17 protein-coding genes are annotated in these 16,322 nt (G+C 74.7%); 12 read left to right on the top strand and 5 right to left on the bottom strand.

The genetic code is table 11. The annotated features are described in order from the left end of the window. Positions 1 to 26 precede the first annotated feature (26 nt). Positions 27 to 776, top strand: coding sequence for a GntR family transcriptional regulator (locus ACFXGN_RS27315; RefSeq protein ID WP_351788850.1), 750 nt, complete (start codon positions 27 to 29; stop codon positions 774 to 776). A 162-nt stretch (positions 777 to 938) separates the two neighbouring features. After that, the gene (locus tag ACFXGN_RS27310) at positions 939 to 2,171 is read left to right on the top strand and encodes a type ISP restriction/modification enzyme (RefSeq protein WP_384864388.1); all 1,233 of its coding nucleotides are present in this window, start codon (positions 939 to 941) and stop codon (positions 2,169 to 2,171) included. A gap of 193 nt (positions 2,172 to 2,364) precedes the next feature. Here the strand turns inward: ACFXGN_RS27310 and ACFXGN_RS27305 are convergent, their stop codons facing one another. Further along, complete coding sequence (locus ACFXGN_RS27305) at positions 2,365 to 3,147, bottom strand: TetR/AcrR family transcriptional regulator (protein ID WP_384864251.1); 783 nt, start codon at positions 3,145 to 3,147, stop codon at positions 2,365 to 2,367. A gap of 63 nt (positions 3,148 to 3,210) precedes the next feature. On the opposite strand from ACFXGN_RS27305, the gene ACFXGN_RS27300 reads away from it, so the two are divergent. The 3 genes from ACFXGN_RS27300 to ACFXGN_RS27290 all read left to right on the top strand — a co-directional run bounded on the left by ACFXGN_RS27300 (position 3,211) and on the right by ACFXGN_RS27290 (position 6,191). Continuing rightward, entirely contained in the window at positions 3,211 to 4,149 is a 939-nt protein-coding gene (locus ACFXGN_RS27300) for an ATP-binding cassette domain-containing protein (RefSeq protein ID WP_384864249.1), read from the top strand. Continuing rightward, a complete protein-coding gene (locus ACFXGN_RS27295) occupies positions 4,146 to 4,925 on the top strand; it encodes an ABC transporter permease (RefSeq protein ID WP_384864247.1) in 780 nt (259 codons plus the stop codon). The genes ACFXGN_RS27300 and ACFXGN_RS27295 overlap by 4 nt, the downstream gene beginning before the upstream one ends. Positions 4,926 to 4,994: 69 nt before the next feature. Further along, positions 4,995 to 6,191, top strand: a complete 1,197-nt coding sequence (locus ACFXGN_RS27290) for a CaiB/BaiF CoA transferase family protein (RefSeq protein WP_384864245.1) — start codon at positions 4,995 to 4,997, stop codon at positions 6,189 to 6,191. 307 nt (positions 6,192 to 6,498) lie between these two features. Here ACFXGN_RS27290 and ACFXGN_RS27285 read toward each other — a convergent pair whose 3' ends face one another. Further along, positions 6,499 to 6,771 (bottom strand): hypothetical protein, encoded by a 273-nt coding sequence (locus tag ACFXGN_RS27285; RefSeq protein WP_366444092.1) that lies wholly within the window; start codon positions 6,769 to 6,771, stop codon positions 6,499 to 6,501. A 327-nt stretch (positions 6,772 to 7,098) separates the two neighbouring features. On the opposite strand from ACFXGN_RS27285, the gene ACFXGN_RS27280 reads away from it, so the two are divergent. Then, complete coding sequence (locus tag ACFXGN_RS27280) at positions 7,099 to 8,058, top strand: serine/threonine-protein kinase (protein WP_384864243.1); 960 nt, start codon at positions 7,099 to 7,101, stop codon at positions 8,056 to 8,058. 72 nt (positions 8,059 to 8,130) lie between these two features. Here the strand turns inward: ACFXGN_RS27280 and ACFXGN_RS27275 are convergent, their stop codons facing one another. Beyond that, on the bottom strand, positions 8,131 to 8,937 hold the full coding sequence (locus ACFXGN_RS27275; protein ID WP_384864241.1) for an SGNH/GDSL hydrolase family protein: 807 nt from the start codon (positions 8,935 to 8,937) through the stop codon (positions 8,131 to 8,133). Positions 8,938 to 9,571: 634 nt separating this feature from the next. Between ACFXGN_RS27275 and ACFXGN_RS27270 the strand changes: the two genes are divergently transcribed. The 4 genes from ACFXGN_RS27270 to ACFXGN_RS27255 all read left to right on the top strand — a co-directional run bounded on the left by ACFXGN_RS27270 (position 9,572) and on the right by ACFXGN_RS27255 (position 13,701). Further along, complete coding sequence (locus ACFXGN_RS27270) at positions 9,572 to 10,402, top strand: glycosyltransferase family 2 protein (protein ID WP_384864239.1); 831 nt, start codon at positions 9,572 to 9,574, stop codon at positions 10,400 to 10,402. Next, a complete protein-coding gene (locus ACFXGN_RS27265; protein WP_384864237.1) occupies positions 10,399 to 11,622 on the top strand; it encodes a glycosyltransferase family 2 protein in 1,224 nt (407 codons plus the stop codon). Before ACFXGN_RS27270 ends, ACFXGN_RS27265 begins: the two co-directional genes overlap by 4 nt. Before the next feature lie 134 nt (positions 11,623 to 11,756). Continuing rightward, a complete protein-coding gene (locus ACFXGN_RS27260; protein ID WP_384864386.1) occupies positions 11,757 to 12,521 on the top strand; it encodes a polysaccharide deacetylase family protein in 765 nt (254 codons plus the stop codon). Between the two features lie 61 nt (positions 12,522 to 12,582). Then, positions 12,583 to 13,701, top strand: coding sequence for a DUF5925 domain-containing protein (locus ACFXGN_RS27255; protein WP_384864235.1), 1,119 nt, complete (start codon positions 12,583 to 12,585; stop codon positions 13,699 to 13,701). Positions 13,702 to 13,751: 50 nt separating this feature from the next. Here ACFXGN_RS27255 and ACFXGN_RS27250 read toward each other — a convergent pair whose 3' ends face one another. Further along, the gene (locus ACFXGN_RS27250) at positions 13,752 to 14,126 is read right to left on the bottom strand and encodes a GntR family transcriptional regulator (protein WP_366444086.1); all 375 of its coding nucleotides are present in this window, start codon (positions 14,124 to 14,126) and stop codon (positions 13,752 to 13,754) included. Between the two features lie 74 nt (positions 14,127 to 14,200). On the opposite strand from ACFXGN_RS27250, the gene ACFXGN_RS27245 reads away from it, so the two are divergent. Both ACFXGN_RS27245 and ACFXGN_RS27240 read left to right on the top strand, forming a co-directional pair. Next, entirely contained in the window at positions 14,201 to 15,124 is a 924-nt protein-coding gene (locus ACFXGN_RS27245) for a GNAT family N-acetyltransferase (protein WP_384864234.1), read from the top strand. Continuing rightward, the gene (locus ACFXGN_RS27240) at positions 15,105 to 15,584 is read left to right on the top strand and encodes a DUF402 domain-containing protein (RefSeq protein ID WP_384864232.1); all 480 of its coding nucleotides are present in this window, start codon (positions 15,105 to 15,107) and stop codon (positions 15,582 to 15,584) included. Before ACFXGN_RS27245 ends, ACFXGN_RS27240 begins: the two co-directional genes overlap by 20 nt. Positions 15,585 to 15,752: 168 nt before the next feature. On the opposite strand, the gene ACFXGN_RS27235 is transcribed toward ACFXGN_RS27240, so the two are convergent. Then, positions 15,753 to 16,298: a DUF6299 family protein gene (locus ACFXGN_RS27235; protein ID WP_384864384.1), complete on the bottom strand. Its 546-nt coding sequence runs from the start codon at positions 16,296 to 16,298 to the stop codon at positions 15,753 to 15,755. Positions 16,299 to 16,322: the final 24 nt, after the last annotated feature.

Here is a 16,322-nt window from a genome sequence, read left to right as displayed (position 1 = left end):
GCCCGTAGCCCTCATACGGAGAAACCGTGACCGCCTTCGCTCCCGACTCCCTGGTCCTGAACCGCAAGCTGCCGCTCTGGTACCAGGTCTCGCAGTCGCTGCGCGCCTCGATACTGGGCCGCGTGCCCGACGCCCCGCTGCGGCTGCCCACCGAGGAGCAGCTCGCGGCCCACTACGGCGTGAGCGTGCTGACCATGCGCCAGGCCCTGAAGGAGCTGGAGGCGGAGGGCCTGATCAGCAGGCACCGGCGGCGCGGCACCTTCATCGAGCCGGGCGCCCGGCGCTCCACCCCGCGCCGGCTGCTGGGCTCGATCGACGCGATCGTGGCCCAGCAGTCGGGCGAGCGGACGACGGTCCTCGGGCACGGCGTCGAGCCGGTGCCCGGGGAACTGGCGGAGCACTTCCCCGGGGTGCCGGAGGTGATGGCGTACCGGCGGCTGCGCCGGGACGGCGAGAGCGGCGAGCCGACCAACTGGGCGGAGAACGCCGTGCTTCCGGAGCTGGGCGCCGCGATCGACCCGGCGGACCTGGAGCGCTGGCCGATGACGAAGGTCCTGCGGGACGTCGTCGGGGTGCGGATCAGCCGCATCACGGACACGGTCGAGGCGCGGCTCGCCGATCCGGAGACGGCGGGGCTGCTCCAGGTCCCGCTGCTCTCGCCGATCCTCCACTACACCGGCGTCACCTACGACGAGGACGGCCGGGTCGTGGACGTGGCCCGCATCCGCTACCGGGGCGACCGGTTCTCCTTCACGGTCACGGTCGAGGCCCGATGACGACCGCCTCCACGGCCCCCGCCCCGGCTCCGGTCGGGCGCCCGCGGCGCTGAGGGGTCCGGGTCCGCGAGAGATCCGGCCCCCGAGCCGCCCGTGGCCGTGAGGGGTCCGGCGGACGGACCGTGGGCGGACGGTGGAAGCGTACGGAACGCCCTCGTTAGCATACGGGGCGTGACGGAAGCCCCCGGAGCGCCCGACGACGGTCCGCCCCTCCTCGACGACCTCATGCCGTGGTCCGTCGCGCCCCTGCGCCTCGGCCGTCCGTGGATCGCGGCACCGGACGCGCGGACGCTGCGCGCCCGCTGGGACCGGCTGGCCTCGGCCGAGGGGTCCGAGCGGGAGGCCCTGTTCCGGCCCAGCCGGGCGCGCACCCCGTCGAGCGCGGTCGGCGCCCTTCCCGGCCAGCGGACCGGGACCGCCCGCTGGTCCCGCGAGCCCGGCCCGTGCCCGGAGCCCGTGCGGATCGCGCGGGAGCCGTTCGACGAGCAGTGGCTGCTGCCCGACCACCGGCTGATCGACGTCGCGCGCCCTGAGCTGTGGCGGGTCGCCGGGCCGCCGCAGCTCTTCGTGGTGGAGCAGGGGTACGTGCCCGGGGCGGCGGGCCCGGCACTCGTCGTGACGGGCGTGCTGCCCGAGGGCCGCTCGCCCGCCGGACGGCCGGGCCGCATCCGGCCGCTGTTCCGGCGCCCGGACGGCCGGGAGCCCAATCTGGCGCCGGGCCTCCTCGCCTTCCTCGGGGCGCGGTACGGGCCCGGGGCCGACGCCCACGCGTGGCTCGCGTGGACCGTGGCGGCGGCCCTGCCCTCCCCCGCCGGGTGCCGGGTGCCGCTGCCCGGGGACCCGGAGGTGTGGGCGGCGGGGGTGGCCCTGGGCCGGGAGCTCGTGGACGCGCAGACGCGGGGCGCCCTCAGCGGGACGAAGCCCCGGCTGCCGGGCGGGCGGCGGCCCTATGTGCGGGCGGCGGTCCCGGCGCGGCCGGAGACGATGACGTACGAGGCGGGGGACGAGACGCTGTGCCTCGGCGAGGGGCGCGTCTCGCCCGTCCCGGCGGAGGCGTGGGAGTTCCGGGTGGGCGGGGTGCGGGTCCTGGAGCGCTGGTTCGCGCACCGCACGGCCCGGCCGGAGCCCGGGTCGCTGGAGGCGATCGGCCCGGCGGAGTGGCCGCAGGAGCGGACCTCGGAGCTGCTCGACCTGATCACGGTGCTCGCGCTGGTCGGCGTACGGGAACGGGAGCGGGCGCGCCTCGCGGAGGCGGCGGTCCTGTCGGCGGGCACGGCGGGGCGGGCGGCGCTGCGGGCGGCGGGGGTCCTGCCGCCGCCGGACCGGGCCCGCCGCCCCGCTTCCGTACTGGACCATCGGGAGGAGGGCCCGGAGGGCCAGTTCATGCTGCTGTGACGGCCCGGCGGGGACGGCTCCGGGGACCGGAGCGTTCCCACCGGCAACCGCCCCCGGCCGGAGCGTCCCCGTCAGGACCGCACCCCGTCCGGCCGCCCCCACCGGGAGCACGGGGACCACCGGGACCACGGGCACCACCAGGACCGCCCCGGCCCCGCGCGTCCCCACCGGGAGCACCCTCGCCCCAGCCGCCTCAGCCGGAACCGCCCCCGGCCCGAGCGTCCCCACCCGGACCACCGATCCCGCCCCGGTCCCCCCCGCCGTGCGCGGGGTCGAAGGAGTCGAGGAGACGGCCGATGGTCAGGTCGAAGATCTGTTCCGTGTCGGCGGGTACGGGCGACCCGGCGAGCAGGGCGGCGAGGCGCGGGTACCGCCCGCTCGCCATCTGCCCCTCGAGGTAGCTCCCGCGCACCGCCTGCTCCTCCTGCTCGGTCCAGGGCAGCCCCCTGGCCCGTTCGGCGACGGCGTGCTCGTCGCCGACGGTCGCCATGACCGTGCCGTTGACCATGGCGATCAGCTGCATCTTCACCCCGGCGGGGACGTCGAGGGGGGCGAGACAGCCCAGGCACCATTCCAGGAAGCGCAGGGTGTTGGGGGTGAAGCCGTAGGCGGTGGTCGTCATCCGGGGGAGCCAGGGGTGCCGGTGCACGAGCGCGCGGGCCTGGCGGGCGACGGCGGTCATGTCGGCGCGCCAGTCGCCGCTGGGCTCCCCGGACAGTTCGTACTCGCCGCTGACGGCGTCGACCATCAGCTCGTGGAGGTCCTCCTTGCGGGGGACGTAGTTGTAGAGCGACATGGTGCCGCAGCCGAGTTCGGCGGCGACGCGGCGCATGGAGACCGCCTCGACGCCCTCGGCGTCGGCGATGCGGACGGCCGCGTCGACCACGTCCCGTCTGCTGTACGCGGGTCTCGGGCCCCGGCCCGCGCGTTCGGGCCGGGTCCAGATCACTTCCGGTTCGGCCGCTCGGCCCGTCATGGATCATCACCTCGCCCCCCATCGTAGTTACGTACGGCGTACGTAATGGGGTACGGTCACGCCATGACAACTACGTACGCTGTACTTAGTGAAGGTCTGCGGAAGCGCTACGGCGACGTCCAGGCCCTGCGCGGGCTCGATCTCGCCGTCCCCGAGGGCTCGGTCTGCGGCGTCCTCGGCCCCAACGGCGCGGGCAAGACCACCGCCGTCCGCGTCCTCACCACCCTCGTCAGGCCCGACGCGGGAAGCGCCCGGATCGCCGGGCACGACCTGGTGCGCGACCCGGCGGGGGTACGGAGGGCGATCGCGGTCACCGGACAGCACACCTCCGTCGACGGCGATCTGACCGGCGCCGAGAACCTGCGGCTCTTCGCCCGGCTGCTGCGCGCCCCGCGCTCCCGCGCCGACGAACTCCTGGACCGGTTCGGCCTCACGACGGCCGCCGGACGCCCGGCCCGTACGTACTCCGGCGGGATGCGGCGGCGCCTCGACCTGGCCGCCAGCGTCCTCGTACCGCCCCGGGTCCTCTTCCTCGACGAGCCGACGACCGGGCTCGACCCGCACAGCCGCAACGGCATGTGGGACGCCGTACGGGAACTGGCGTCCGGCGGCACCACCGTCCTGCTGACCACCCAGTACCTGGAGGAGGCCGACCGGCTGGCCGACGACATCGTCCTGATCGACGGCGGACGGGTCGCCCAGCAGGGCACCCCGGCCCAGCTCAAGGCGCTGGTCGGCGGCTACGCCGAGGTCTCCCTCGCCCCCTCGGCCCCGCTCGACGCCGCAGCCGCCGTCCTGGACCGGCTGACCGGCTCGGCGCCCGTCCTGGACCCGGAGCGGCGCACGGTCGGCGCGGTGACCACCGACCCCACGCTCACCCTGCCCCGGATCGTCCGCGAGATCGACGCGGCCGGGGTCCTCGTCGTCGACGCCTCCCTGCGCCCGCCCACCCTCGACGAGGTGTTCCTGCGCCTCACCGACCGGAAGGAACCCGCCCCGTGAGCACCGCCCTCGTCCACGACGGCGCCGCCGTCCTCGGCCGCCACCTCCGGCGGGTCCGGAACGCGCCCGCCCTCACCGTGATGACCCAGACGATGCCGATCGTCATGCTGCTCTTCTTCGGGTACGTCTTCGGCAGCGCCCTCGCCCTCCCCGGCGACGAGTACCGCGCCCGGCTGGTACCGGGACTGCTGGTGGCGACGGCCGCCGGCGGGCTCATGACCGGTATGTTCCAGGCCGCCCAGGACGCGCACCGGGGCGTCACGGACCGCTTCCGGACCATGCCGGTCAGCCGGGCCGCCGTCCCCCTCGGACAGGCCCTCGCCGACCTGGTGACCTGCGCCGTCGGCACGGTGCCGCTGGTCCTGGTCGGGCTCGCGATGGGCTGGCGGATCGAGGGGACGGCGGTGGAGGCGGCGGTGGCGTTCGGCCTGCTGCTCCTCTTCCGGTTCGCGGCGACCTGGGTCGGCATCCTGCTCGGCCTGGCCTCGAAGAGCGAGGAGGCGGCGGGACAGCTCGCCAGCGTCACGTTCGTGCTCCCGCTGCTGTCCAACGCGTACATCCCGACGGAGAACCTGCCGGGATGGCTGCGGACCCTCGCCGAGTGGAACCCGATCTCGGCGGTCACCACGGCGGCCCGGTACCTCTTCGGCAACGCGCCGGTACCCGCCGACGGCGCCTGGCCGGTGACCCACCCGGTGACGGCGGCGCTCCTCTGGTCGCTCGCCCTGATCGCCGTCGCCGCCCCGCTCGCGGTGCGCCGCCACTCCCGGGGCTGACCGGCCGCGGCCCACGGGCGACCCGGCCCCTGGTGACAAGGGCGCCCCGGCACGGTAGGCAGAGCTGCCATGAGCACTCAGCCACTCCCCCTCGAAGGGATCACGGTCGTCGCCGTCGAACAGGCCGTCGCCGCCCCCTTCGCCACCCGGCAGCTCGCCGACCTCGGCGCCCGGGTCGTCAAGATCGAGCGCCCGGACGGCGGGGACTTCGCCCGGGGGTACGACACCGCCGCCCGTGGCCTCGCCTCCCACTTCGTGTGGTGCAACCGGGGCAAGGAGTCCGTGGCGATCGACCTCAGGGACCCCAGGGGCCTCGCGCTGGCCCGCCGCCTCGTGGCCGGGGCGGACGTCTTCGTGCAGAACCTCGCCCGGGGCGCGGCGGCCCGGCTCGGACTGGACGCCGCCACCCTGTGCGCCGCGCATCCGCGCCTGATCGCCGTGGACGTCTCGGGGTACGGGCCGGAGGGGCCGTACGCGGACCGGCGGGCGTACGACATGCTCGTGCAGTGCGAGGCGGGCCTCGTGTCGGTGACCGGCACCCCCGAGCGGCCGGTCAAGTCCGGGATCCCGGCGGCCGACATCGCGGCGGGCGTGTACGCCTTCTCCGGTGTCCTCGCCGCGCTCGTGCGGCGCGGCGCGACCGGTGGGGGCGGTCCGGTGGAGGTCTCCCTGCTCGATTCGCTCGCCGAATGGATGGGGCATCCGCTGCACCACGGGATGCACGGGGGCACTCCCCCGGCGCGTACGGGGCTCGCGCACGCGGTGATCGCCCCGTACGACGCCTATCCGACCGCCGACGGGGGGCTGGTGCTGCTGTCGGTGCAGAACGACCGGGAGTGGCGGCGGCTCGCGGAGCGGGTCCTCGGGCGTCCGGAGCTGGCCGGTGACCCGGCCTTCGCGACGAACACGGCGCGGGTGGCCGGGCGGGCGGCGACGGACGCCGTGGTCGCGGCGGCGCTGGCCCCGCTGTCGGCGTCCGGGGCGCTGGCCCTGCTCGACGCGGCGGGCATCGCCTGCGCCCGGCTCAACTCGGTCGCGGAGCTGGCGGACCATCCACAGCTGACGGCCCGCGACCGGTGGCGGGAGGTGGAGTCGCCGGTGGGGCCGCTGCGCGCGCTGCTGCCGCCGATCGTCTTCCCGGACGGTCCCGGGCCGCGCATGGACCGGATTCCGGCGCTCGGACAGGACACGGACACGGTCCTCGGCGGTCTCGGCGTGCCGGAGGCGGAGGTGCGGGAGCTGAGGGACGCGGGGGTGGTCGCCTGAGGACGCCCCGGCGACGGGCGGCCGGGCAGAGGCGGCCGGGGGCGGGCCGCCGGGTCCGCCCGGAGGAAGGCCGCCGGAGACCGTCCGGAGCGGGGGCAGCCCGCCGGAGGCACGAGAGGCACGAGAGGCACCGGGCATCGAGCCGACGGCCTCGGCGCGGCGGTCTCCGGGCGGGCAGGGCGAAGCGCCGGACGGGCGGGGACGCGTCCGGCGCTCTCACTAGTCGTCTGCGGAGGTACGGGCCGGGGCGGCCGGGCGGGAGCGGGCGGGAACGCTCGGGGTCACGTCCGCCCGGCACGCCCGGTCGTCAGCGGCGCGTACCGAAGAGGGAGCGGCGGAGACGGCGGAGCGGGGCGAAGAGCGAGACCCGCGCACTGCGGCTGCGGTGACCGTGCACCGGCGCCTCGTGCGTACGCGTCGTCAGTTCCCGCATCAGCAGGGTCGCCTCGGCCGCCTCGCGCTGCGGTATCGCCGGTCCGCCGAGCACCGCGAGATGACGGTCGAGGCGCGAACTGGTCGCACCGCTCCCGCAGGTGATGGCAGGCACTCGCGGCCTGCCACGCATCGCTGTCTGTTCCATGTCACTCCCCACCCGTACAAGGGCACCCGACCCAGGGCAGGTTAACCCTATCGCCCCGCCATGACACCCGTGTATCCCGGCGGCGGTATCCGTCGAACGCGTACGGGGGTTGACGCCCACTGTCCGAATCCATCTGATTTCAGGGCGACTTGGACAGGACCGGGCAGGTTTCGAACACCTGCCGAACCGTCGCACACCATCCTGCCCCCGGTGTGCGCCCTTGCGGAGACCCCGGTGCGTGTGATCTCCGCCACCAGTGATCGTTCGAGTGGCGCCGGACCGCCGGACGGGGTTTCGAACGGCCGCCTCCGGGCTACGTCTGGATCCATGACGGTGATCGCGGGTCGGTACCGGCTCCTGGACGTCCTCGCCGAGGGGGCGACCGGCACCGTCTGGCGCGCCCTGGACGAGACGGACGGCCGGGAGGTGGCCCTCAAGGAGTTCCGGGTGCCGGACGGGCTCCCCGCCGACGAGGCGCCCCCGCTGTACGCGCGGCGGGAGAGCGCGGCCCGCGCGACCGCCCGGATCTCGCACCCCTCCGTCGTACGGACCCTCGGCGTGGCCACCGAGGACGGCAGGCCGTGGCTGGTGACGGAGCTGGTGCGCGGACTCACCCTCGCGGAGACGCTGGAGGCGGCCGGACCGCTGCCGCCGCGCGAGGCGGCGCGGATCGGGGCGGAGGTCCTCGGGGCGCTGCGGGCGGCGCGCGGGGAGGGCGTCGCGCACCGGGGCGTCGAACCGGGGCACGTGCTGCTCGCCAACGACGGGCGGACCGTCGTGACGGGCTTCGGCACGGCGCCGGAGGAGGCTCCCGGGGAGGCGGAGGACCTGGCGTCCGTGGCGGAACTCCTCGCCGGTGCCGGGGCGAAGACACCGGCCGACGACGCGGAGGCGCTGCGCGCCCTGGTCGACGAGGTGCGCCGACCGGCCCCCGGGCGGCCCCCGACGGCGGACCGGTTCGAGCGGGAACTGCGACGGCTGGCCACGGGCGGGGCGCGGGGCGCCCGTGCGGAGCGGCGGACGGACGGGCCCGCGCCGGGCGGGGGCGCCCCCGGCGGCCGGACCCCGGGGAGCGACGCCGACGGGACGCGGGGGCGGCGGGAGCCGGAGGGCGCCGGGAGCGGCGGCGCCCGTACGGCCGCGCGCGGGGGCGGACCACCGGCCGCGCGCGGGGGCGGACGACCGGCCCGGGGGGCGGGACCGCGCCGGGCGGTCGTGCTCCTGGCCGGTCTGGTCGGCGCCCTGCTGATCGCGGGGGCACTGGCGTACCACGCGGTACGGGGCTGACGCCGGGCCCGGTTCTCGGGGTGCGGGGCGCACCCGTCGCGCCGGGTCCGGCGCCGGGGGCGAGCCGTCCGGTCAGGCCGCGTTCCTGAAGGTGGGCAGGTAGCCGCCGGACTGTCCGGCGGCCGTCGGGTGGTAGGACTCCCCGATGTTGAGCCAGTTGACGCTGTTCAGCCAGGGGGAGCCGGAGCAGATCTCGTGGCCGGTGAAGGCCGGGACGACGCTGGCGAAGGTGAAGCCGTGGTCGGCCGCCCGCTTGGCGACGGCGGCGTTGAGGTAGTCGGAGGCTCCGTTGATGGCGCTGCGCTCGGCCTCGCTCAGCCCTGCGGCACAGCTGCCGCCCAGCTGGTAGAAGCGCGGGTAGCCGAGGACGACCACGCGGGCGGAGGGCGCCTTGCCGCGGATCGCGGTGTAGACGGTGTCGAGCTTGCCGGGCAGCGTGGTGTCCACGTACCCCTTGGCCTGATTCACGCGGTTGATGCAGGTGGCTTCGGACTGAAGCACACAGGTGGTCATGACGTCCGCGAAACCGGCGTCATTTCCCCCGATCGTGACGGAGACCAGGTCGGTGGCGGCCGAGAGCGGTCCGAGCTGGTTGGCGGTGACATCACCCGTTCGGGCGCCCGAGCAGGCGGTGAACGCGAACGAGGAGGGGGCGTTCGCGTTCTTCCACAGCACCGGGTACGCCTTCGTGGAGCGCTTGCAGTCGCCGCTCGCGCTGTCGTAGCTGCCGGAGCCGACGCCGGAGGAGTACGAGTCCCCCAGCGCCACATAGTCGATCGCGGCGGTTCCGGCGGCCTGGGCGGTGCCCGCCCCGGTGAGGGCGAGAGCGGCACCGAGCAGGAGCGAGGCGGAGAGGGCGGTGATTCGAGGCAGTCTCATGACATCTCCCTGTAGCAGGATCTCTGCGTTACCAGGTAGTAGCAGCGGATGGGCCAGACCGGAAGTGTCCATGTCAAAACTAGAAGTGAAGATCTTCCGGCCATCGGACAAAACGCATCACTTTTCAGCCAGTTGGGGAAGCGGAGACTCCGCTCCCGCTCGGCGTCCGGACAGGGGCGCGACAAACACCCGCAGAGACACCCGGAAGCCCCTCGCCACCGACCCCCGCACACAAACGGATTGACCCGATCCGATCGGGGCGGTTGCCCAACTGACCATAGAAGCTTCGTCAAAGTTCGGAAAAGCGGACCATGCATCCGGTCCTTGCCCTACAGTCCCCCTCATCAATACCGTCGTACATATCACCCGCACCGGCCCATCGCGTGGAAGTGGCTCAGGGGAGGGCTCCGGCATCGCCGGTGGTTCCGTGGCGGGGCGCGGTAGGGGGGTGCCGTGACCGGTGTCAGCACATGCGCCGGGGCGCGGGTACCGCGCGGCCGGACGTGCCAACTTGCTTGTCCCGCAAGGAGATCGATCCTGCGCGGGCGGAGCGGGCAGCCCCCTTTCGCACCGGACACACCGTCGGACCGCCCAAGGGGTGGGCGGTCCACCGGACGAGAGGGAGACCGGACCCATGAGCTCGTTCCCGCGCCCGACCGCCACGGATCAGGAATTGACCGAGCCGAGTCGAATAGCCGCCGAATACCGGGCGATCACCTCTCATCTGGCGATCACTCCGCCGGTGAGCGTCGTCATTCCCGCGATGAACGAGGCAGAAAATCTTCCGTACGTCTTCCAGACGCTTCCGAAATGGATTCACGAAGTCGTCCTCGTCGACGGAAATTCCACCGATGACACCGTGGACGTCGCGCGGGCCCTGTGGCCGGACGTCAAGGTCGTCAAGCAGGTCGGCAAGGGCAAGGGCGATGCCCTGATCAGCGGTTTCGCCGCCTGTACCGGTGACATCATCGTCATGGTCGACGCGGACGGCTCGGCCGACGGCCAGGAGATCGTCTCCTATGTCTCCGCCCTCGTCGGGGGCGCCGACTTCGCCAAGGGCTCCCGCTTCGCCAACGGCGGCGGCACGGACGACATGACGACCGTCCGAAGACTCGGCAACTGGGCCCTGTGCACCCTCGTCAACCGCAAGTTCGGCGCCCGGTACACCGACCTCTGCTACGGATACAACGCCTTCTGGCGCCACTGCCTCGACAAGATCACGCTCGACTGCACCGGTTTCGAGATCGAGACCCTCATCAACATCCGGGTCGTCAAGGCGGGACTCAAGGTGCAGGAGGTGCCGAGTCACGAATACCTGCGCATCCACGGCGTCAGCAACCTCAACGCCGTCCGCGACGGGATACGGGTCCTCAAGGTCATCCTCAGGGAGAAGTCCCCCGGCAAGGCCGACCGCCGCCGCCCCGCCCCGTTCTCGGTGAACGTCCCCCGGGGAGAGACCTCTTGAACGACCGCACGGCCCCGTCGAACGACCGCACGGCCCCGCCCGGCTTCTCGGTGGTGATCTGCGCCTACACGGAGGAGCGCTGGGAGGACACCCTCGCCGCCGTCGCCTCCGTACGGAACCAGTCGCTGCCGCCGCTGGAGATCCTGCTCGTGGTCGACCACAACGAGCGGCTCCGCTCCCGGCTCACCGAGGAGTACGCCCGGCGGCCCACCAGGGAGGTGCGGGTGCTCGCCAACACGGGCCCCCGAGGTCTCTCCGCCGGACGCAACACCGGCATCGCCGCCGCCCTCGGCGCGTTCGTCGCCTTCCTCGACGACGACGCCGTCGCCGAACGGGACTGGCTCCACCACTTCGCCGCCGCCTACGACGATCCGCGCGTGCTGGCCGTCGGCGGCCGGACCCTGCCCGCCTGGGCGTCCGGCCGACGCCCCGCCTGGTTCCCCGAGGAGTTCGACTGGGTCGTCGGCTGCACCTACCGGGGGCTGCCCCCCGGCCGCGTCCGGGTACGGAACGTGCTCGGCGGCAACGCCTCCTTCCGCCGTACCGCCTTCGACGCGGCGGGCGGCTTCGCCACCGGCATCGGCCGGGACGGCGACCGGCGGCCCCTCGGCGGCGAGGAGACCGAACTGTGCATCCGGCTCGCCGCCGCCCGGCCCGACGCGATCCTCCTCATCGACGACCGGGCCGTCATCCACCACAAGGTGCCCGCCGCCCGCGAGCGCTTCGGCTACTTCCGCACCCGGGTCTACGCCGAGGGCCTCTCCAAGGCCCTGGTCGCCCGCAGCGTCGGCGCGCAGAAAGGGCTTGAGTCCGAACGGCGCTACACCACACGGGTGTTGCCCGCCGGGGTCCTGCGCGGGCTCCGGGACGCACTGCGCGGCCGTCCCGGCGGCGCGGGCCGGGCCGGGGCCATCGTCACCGGAGTCGCCGTGGCCGCCGGGGGCTACGCCCTGGGCACCCTGCGGGCCAGGCGCGCCGGAACGGCCTTCGCCTGGGGCCCGATCGAGACCACCCCGGACGCGGTCGCCGGAACCGTACCGACCGGAACCGCCGGAGCCGGAGCGGTCGCGGCCGGAGCAGCCGGTGCCGTCGGTGCCGTCGGTGCCGTCGGTGCCGTCGGAACCGTATCGACCGGAACCGCCGCGACCGGACCGGGAGCCGGGAGCCCCCACGGGGCCGGGCCCTCCGGAGCCTCCACCACCGAGGGGGCCTCCCGATGAGCGGCACCACCCCCGGCACCACCCCCGGGACCGACCCCGCGCCCGGGGCCACGCCCCGGACCGCGACCGGCACCGGCACCCCCGGCGGCGCCCTCTCCGGCCCCGACCCGTGTTCCGTCGCCGTGCCCATCCTCATGTACCACGCCATAGGCCCCGACCCGGCGCCCGCGGCCCTGGGGCTCTCCGTCACGCCCGAGGCCTTCGCCGCGCAGATGGGGATCGTCGCCGACCGCGGATTCACCCCGCTGACCACCGCCGCCCTGGCCGCCGCCTGGCGCACCGGCGGCCCGCTGCCCGCCCGTCCCCTGCTCATCACCTTCGACGACGGCTACGAGGGCGTGCACCGGTACGCCCTCCCGGTCCTGGCCCGGCACTCCTTCAGCGGCACCGTCTTCGTCTCCACCGGCTGGCTGCCCGGCCCGCACGGCACCGGCGGCGCGCCCGACACCATGCTCGACTGGGCCCAGGTGCGCGAACTCGCCGACGCGGGAACGGAGATCGGCGGCCACAGCCACACCCATCCGCAGCTCGACCAGCTCGACGCGCGGCGGCTCCGCTTCGAGACCCTGCGCTGCCGCGAGATCGTGGCCGAGGAGGTCGCCGCCGCCCCGGTCTCCTTCGCGTACCCCTACGGCTACTCCAGCCGCCGGGTCCGCCGCGCCGTCCGGGAGGCGGGCTTCACCCAGGCGGTCGCGGTCGGCAACGCGCGGGCCGGACGCCGCCAGGGGCCGTACGCCCTCGAACGGGTCACCGTGCGCCGCTCCACCGGCACCGAGGAGTTCACCCGGCTCGTGGAGGGCCGGGCGATCGGACGGAACTTCGCCCTCGACCGGGCCATGACCAAGGGGTACGCGGTCGTCCGGCGGGCCCGGGGCGCGGTGCGGGGCCACTGGATCTGACGCCCCGGCCGGGGCGCGGCCCCGGCAAAACCCGGTGCGCGGCCCGACCCCTTGCCGGATCATGGACGCCATGGCTGACACCCCTCCGGTCCCCCCGGCGCCGCAGCACGCGCTGCCGATCCGGCTCAACCTCGACGACAGCGACTCGCCCTCGGACGTCATCGACGCGCTGTTCCTCGGCCGCTTCGCGACCGGGGAGCAGCCGCACTCGCACAGCACCACCCTGGACCGGGTCCGGCCCGAGGCGACGCTGCTCCCGGCCGGGGCCACCGTGCTGCGGGCCTCGAAGGACGACGACCGCAGCGCCCTGCTCGCCGAGGGCGAGGGCTGGACCCTGCTGGTCACCCGCTGGAGCAGGGGCGCGGACGTCACCGTGACGGCCGTCGACACCGATCTCGCCGAACGCGTCCTGAAGGAGGCCACCGACGGGGCCAAGGACGAGCCGGAGCCCCAGCCGGAGGACGTGACGATGGGCTTCTGGTACATGTCGCCCCGGCGCGGTCCGCACCGGACGACCCGGCAGATCAGCGCGGGGACCTGGGACGAGGTCCGGCCGAACTACTCGGCGCCGGTGGCCGATTCCATGGACCGGCTGATGAAGGTCACGTCCGACTCCGTGAGCGGCCGTCTCCTGCTGCTGCACGGTCCGCCGGGCACCGGCAAGACGTCCGCGCTGCGGACCCTCGCCCGGTCGTGGCGCGACTGGTGCCAGGTGGACTGCGTGCTCGACCCGGAGCGCCTCTTCAACGACGTCGGCTATCTGATGGACATCGCCATCGGCGAGGACGAGGGCACCGCGAAGGGACGCTGGCGGCTGCTGCTCCTGGAGGACTGCGACGAGCTGATCCGGGGCGAGGCCAAGCACACGGCGGGGCAGGCCCTGTCGCGGCTGCTCAACCTGACCGACGGGCTGCTCGGGCAGGGCCGGAACGTCCTGGTCGGGATCACCACCAACGAGGACCTGGAGCGGATGCACCCGGCCGTGGTCCGGCCGGGCCGCTGCCTGGCCCGGATCGAGGTCGGGCCGCTGACCCGGGACGAGTCGGTGCGGTGGCTCGGCCGGGAGGAGGACGTGCCGCGCGAGGGCGCGACGCTCGCGGAGCTGTTCGCCCTGCGGCGCGGCACGCCCCCGCTGGAACTCCCGGAACCCCGTGCGGCGGGGGCGGGCCTGTATCTGTAGGCCCTTTCGGCGCGGGCCCCGGTCTCTGGGGCGGTGGGGCCCGGGGAGGGTCAGTCGTCGTAGGCCGCGCGCAGCGCCTCGCTGAGCGCCGCCTCCGCCGCCTCTCTGCTGAGGCCGAGGCGGTGGGCCTCCTCGGCGTACTGGGCGGCGGCGGTGGCGGCCCGGCGGGTCGCCGCGTCCCCGGCGGCGGCGACGAAGGTGCCGTGACGCCCGCGCGTCTCGATCACCCCGTCCGCCTCCAGGGCCTTGTACGCCTTGGCGACCGTGTTCGCGGCGAGCCCCAGTTGCTCCGCGAGCCCGCGTACCGTCGGCAGCTTGTATCCGACCGGCAGTCCGCCCGACCGGGCCCGCTCCGAGATCTGGGCACGCAGTTGTTCGTAGGGCGCGGTGGTGGATGCGTGGTCCACGGCGATGGTGAGTGTCACCCCGCCGATTCTGCCCCCATGCCACCGGAAAATGGGAGGCGGCGGAGCGTCCCTCGCCCGTAGCGTCCGGCCACATGACTGTGATCGTCCGTGATGTGCGCTCCGAAGACGCCGAGGGGTTCGCCCGGGTCCGGCGCGCCGCCCTCCCCTTCATGCTCACGACCGCCGAACAATGCGCCTTCGACTGGGCGCGTGCCCACCCCGGGGCCCATGCCCGTCCGCTCGTCGCCGTGACGGAGGACGGCGAGGTCGTGGGGACGGCTCAGCAGGGCATCGCCCATGACTCCCCCGAGCCCGACGTCGGCTTCGTCAACGTGTACGTGGACCCCGCGCACCTGGGCCGGGGGGCGGGCACGCTGCTGGTGCGCGCCGCCGAGGAGCACCTGGCCGAGCGGGGTGCGCGGACCCTGTACAGCTGGGTCCTGGACGCGCCGGAGAACCTGGCCTGGGCCGGGCGCCGGGGCTATTCCCCCAGCCGGTCCGCGTACTTCCTCCGGCTCGACCTGGCCTCGGCCGGGCTGCCGCCGCTCCAGGCGCCGCCCGCCGGGGTCGAACTGCTCACCGGCGAGGACTTCGCGGCCGATCCCCGGCCGCTGTTCGAGCTGGACGCGGTGACGACCGCCGACGAGCCGGGTGACGTGGTGGCGGAGCTGGCCGACTACGACCACTGGCGGACGACCACGTGGGAGCATCCGCTGCTCGACCGGGCGCTGACGACGGTCGCGGTGGTGGACGGGGTGCCCGCCTCGTTCAGCGCGGCGCAGACGGACGGGCTCGGCCGGTTCGGCAGCGGGATGACGGGCACGGCGCCCGGGTTCCGGGGGCGCGGACTCGCCAAGCTCGCGAAGAACGCCTCGCTGCACCGGGCCCGCGCGGCGGGCTGTACGGAGGCGTTCACCGGGAACGACACGGAGAACGGGCCGATGCTCGCGATCAACGAGTGGTTCGGCTACGAGGTCGTCGCGCGGGAGGTGCGCCATGCCAGGACGCTCGGTTGAGATCACCCTGACGAAGGCCGGCCGGACGAAGATCCGTTACCCGGCGGAGGTGCTCGGGGAGCACGGTGACCGGCTCTCGGTCCGTGCCCCGTGGGCCGCCGAGGGGATACGGGACTTCGGCTTCGTGCGGTTCGAGCCGGGCGACGTCTTCGTGGAGCACTACTGGCGCGACCGCTGGTTCACGGTCAAGGAGGTGTGGTCGGCCGACGGCACCCGCAAGGGCTGGTACTGCGACATCACCCGGCCCGCCGTGATCGGGGACGCGGGGGTGGTGGTCGAGGACCTGGACCTGGACCTGTGGGTGTCGGCGGACGGGAGCGAGGTGCTGCGGCTGGACGAGGACGAGTTCGCGGCGAGCGGGCTCGCCGCCTCCGACCCGGAGGCGGCGGAACGCGCCGTCGCCGCCCTGGACGCGCTGGCGTCCCTGGGACGCGAGGGCCTGACGGAACTCCTGAGCTGAGAGGGAGTCCGGGCCGTCACAGTGGGCCGGATGCGGGGTGCCGTACGGCCTCCGTGACGTGCCGGGGCCGGGTAGGGGGCACGTACCAGCGCCGCCCGGCCCGGCGCCACTCGGCCCGGTCCCGGCCCGCCCGGGTCCCGCCCGCCCCGGCCCGGGGCTTCCGGGCGTTCAGCCCAGCGTGACGGGCGCCTCCCGGACGGCCCTGATCGTGGGGACCGGGAGGCCCTCCGGGCCGGTGGCGATCTGGGTGAGCGTGGCGCGCACCCGGGCGGCGCCCGGCCGGTAGGCGGGGTCCTTCACGACCCCCGTGTTGGTCCATGGGTGCGGACGGCCGTCGCAGATCGCCCGGGTGCCGCCGATCCCGGCGGAGCGGTTCCCCTGCGTGAGGTTGGAGCCGACGAGGACGGGGCCCGCGCCGTCGCCGAGGCAGCGGTAGGTCCCGGACAGGGTCACCGTGGCGTCCGCGCCGAGGGTCCCGCGACCGTCGACCGTGACCGCGTCGGCGGCGGCGGACGCGTGGCCTCCGGGCCAGGGAGCGAGAAGACCCTGGGCCGTTCCCCGGCCGAGCGGGCCGCCATGGCCGGAGAGACCGCCGTGAGCGGAAAGGCCGTCGTGAACGGAGAAGGGCGGGGCCCCCCCCCCCGGGGGGGGGGGGGGGGCGCGGGGGGGGGGGGGGCCGGGGGGCGGGGGGGGCGGGGGCGGGGCCGGGGATATAAAAAAAAAACAACCACCAACAAA

This window comes from Streptomyces sp. NPDC059247 (assembly GCF_042754005.1).
Taxonomy (GTDB): domain Bacteria; phylum Actinomycetota; class Actinomycetes; order Streptomycetales; family Streptomycetaceae; genus Streptomyces.
This window is presented reverse-complemented; position numbering and strand designations above follow the sequence as displayed.

What these genes read in the sequence shown, in the direction of transcription:
- ACFXGN_RS27305 (WP_384864251.1), bottom strand. Translation starts at nt 3,147, where the DNA reads ATGACGGGCCGAGCGGCCGAACCGGAAGTGATCTGGACCCGGCCCGAA.
- ACFXGN_RS27300 (WP_384864249.1), top strand. Translation starts at nt 3,211, where the DNA reads ATGACAACTACGTACGCTGTACTTAGTGAAGGTCTGCGGAAGCGCTAC.
- ACFXGN_RS27290 (WP_384864245.1), top strand. Translation starts at nt 4,995, where the DNA reads ATGAGCACTCAGCCACTCCCCCTCGAAGGGATCACGGTCGTCGCCGTC.
- ACFXGN_RS27285 (WP_366444092.1), bottom strand. Translation starts at nt 6,771, where the DNA reads ATGGAACAGACAGCGATGCGTGGCAGGCCGCGAGTGCCTGCCATCACC.
- ACFXGN_RS27280 (WP_384864243.1), top strand. Translation starts at nt 7,099, where the DNA reads ATGACGGTGATCGCGGGTCGGTACCGGCTCCTGGACGTCCTCGCCGAG.
- ACFXGN_RS27275 (WP_384864241.1), bottom strand. Translation starts at nt 8,937, where the DNA reads ATGAGACTGCCTCGAATCACCGCCCTCTCCGCCTCGCTCCTGCTCGGT.
- ACFXGN_RS27270 (WP_384864239.1), top strand. Translation starts at nt 9,572, where the DNA reads ATGAGCTCGTTCCCGCGCCCGACCGCCACGGATCAGGAATTGACCGAG.
- ACFXGN_RS27260 (WP_384864386.1), top strand. Translation starts at nt 11,757, where the DNA reads ATGTACCACGCCATAGGCCCCGACCCGGCGCCCGCGGCCCTGGGGCTC.
- ACFXGN_RS27255 (WP_384864235.1), top strand. Translation starts at nt 12,583, where the DNA reads ATGGACGCCATGGCTGACACCCCTCCGGTCCCCCCGGCGCCGCAGCAC.
- ACFXGN_RS27245 (WP_384864234.1), top strand. Translation starts at nt 14,201, where the DNA reads ATGACTGTGATCGTCCGTGATGTGCGCTCCGAAGACGCCGAGGGGTTC.
- ACFXGN_RS27240 (WP_384864232.1), top strand. Translation starts at nt 15,105, where the DNA reads ATGCCAGGACGCTCGGTTGAGATCACCCTGACGAAGGCCGGCCGGACG.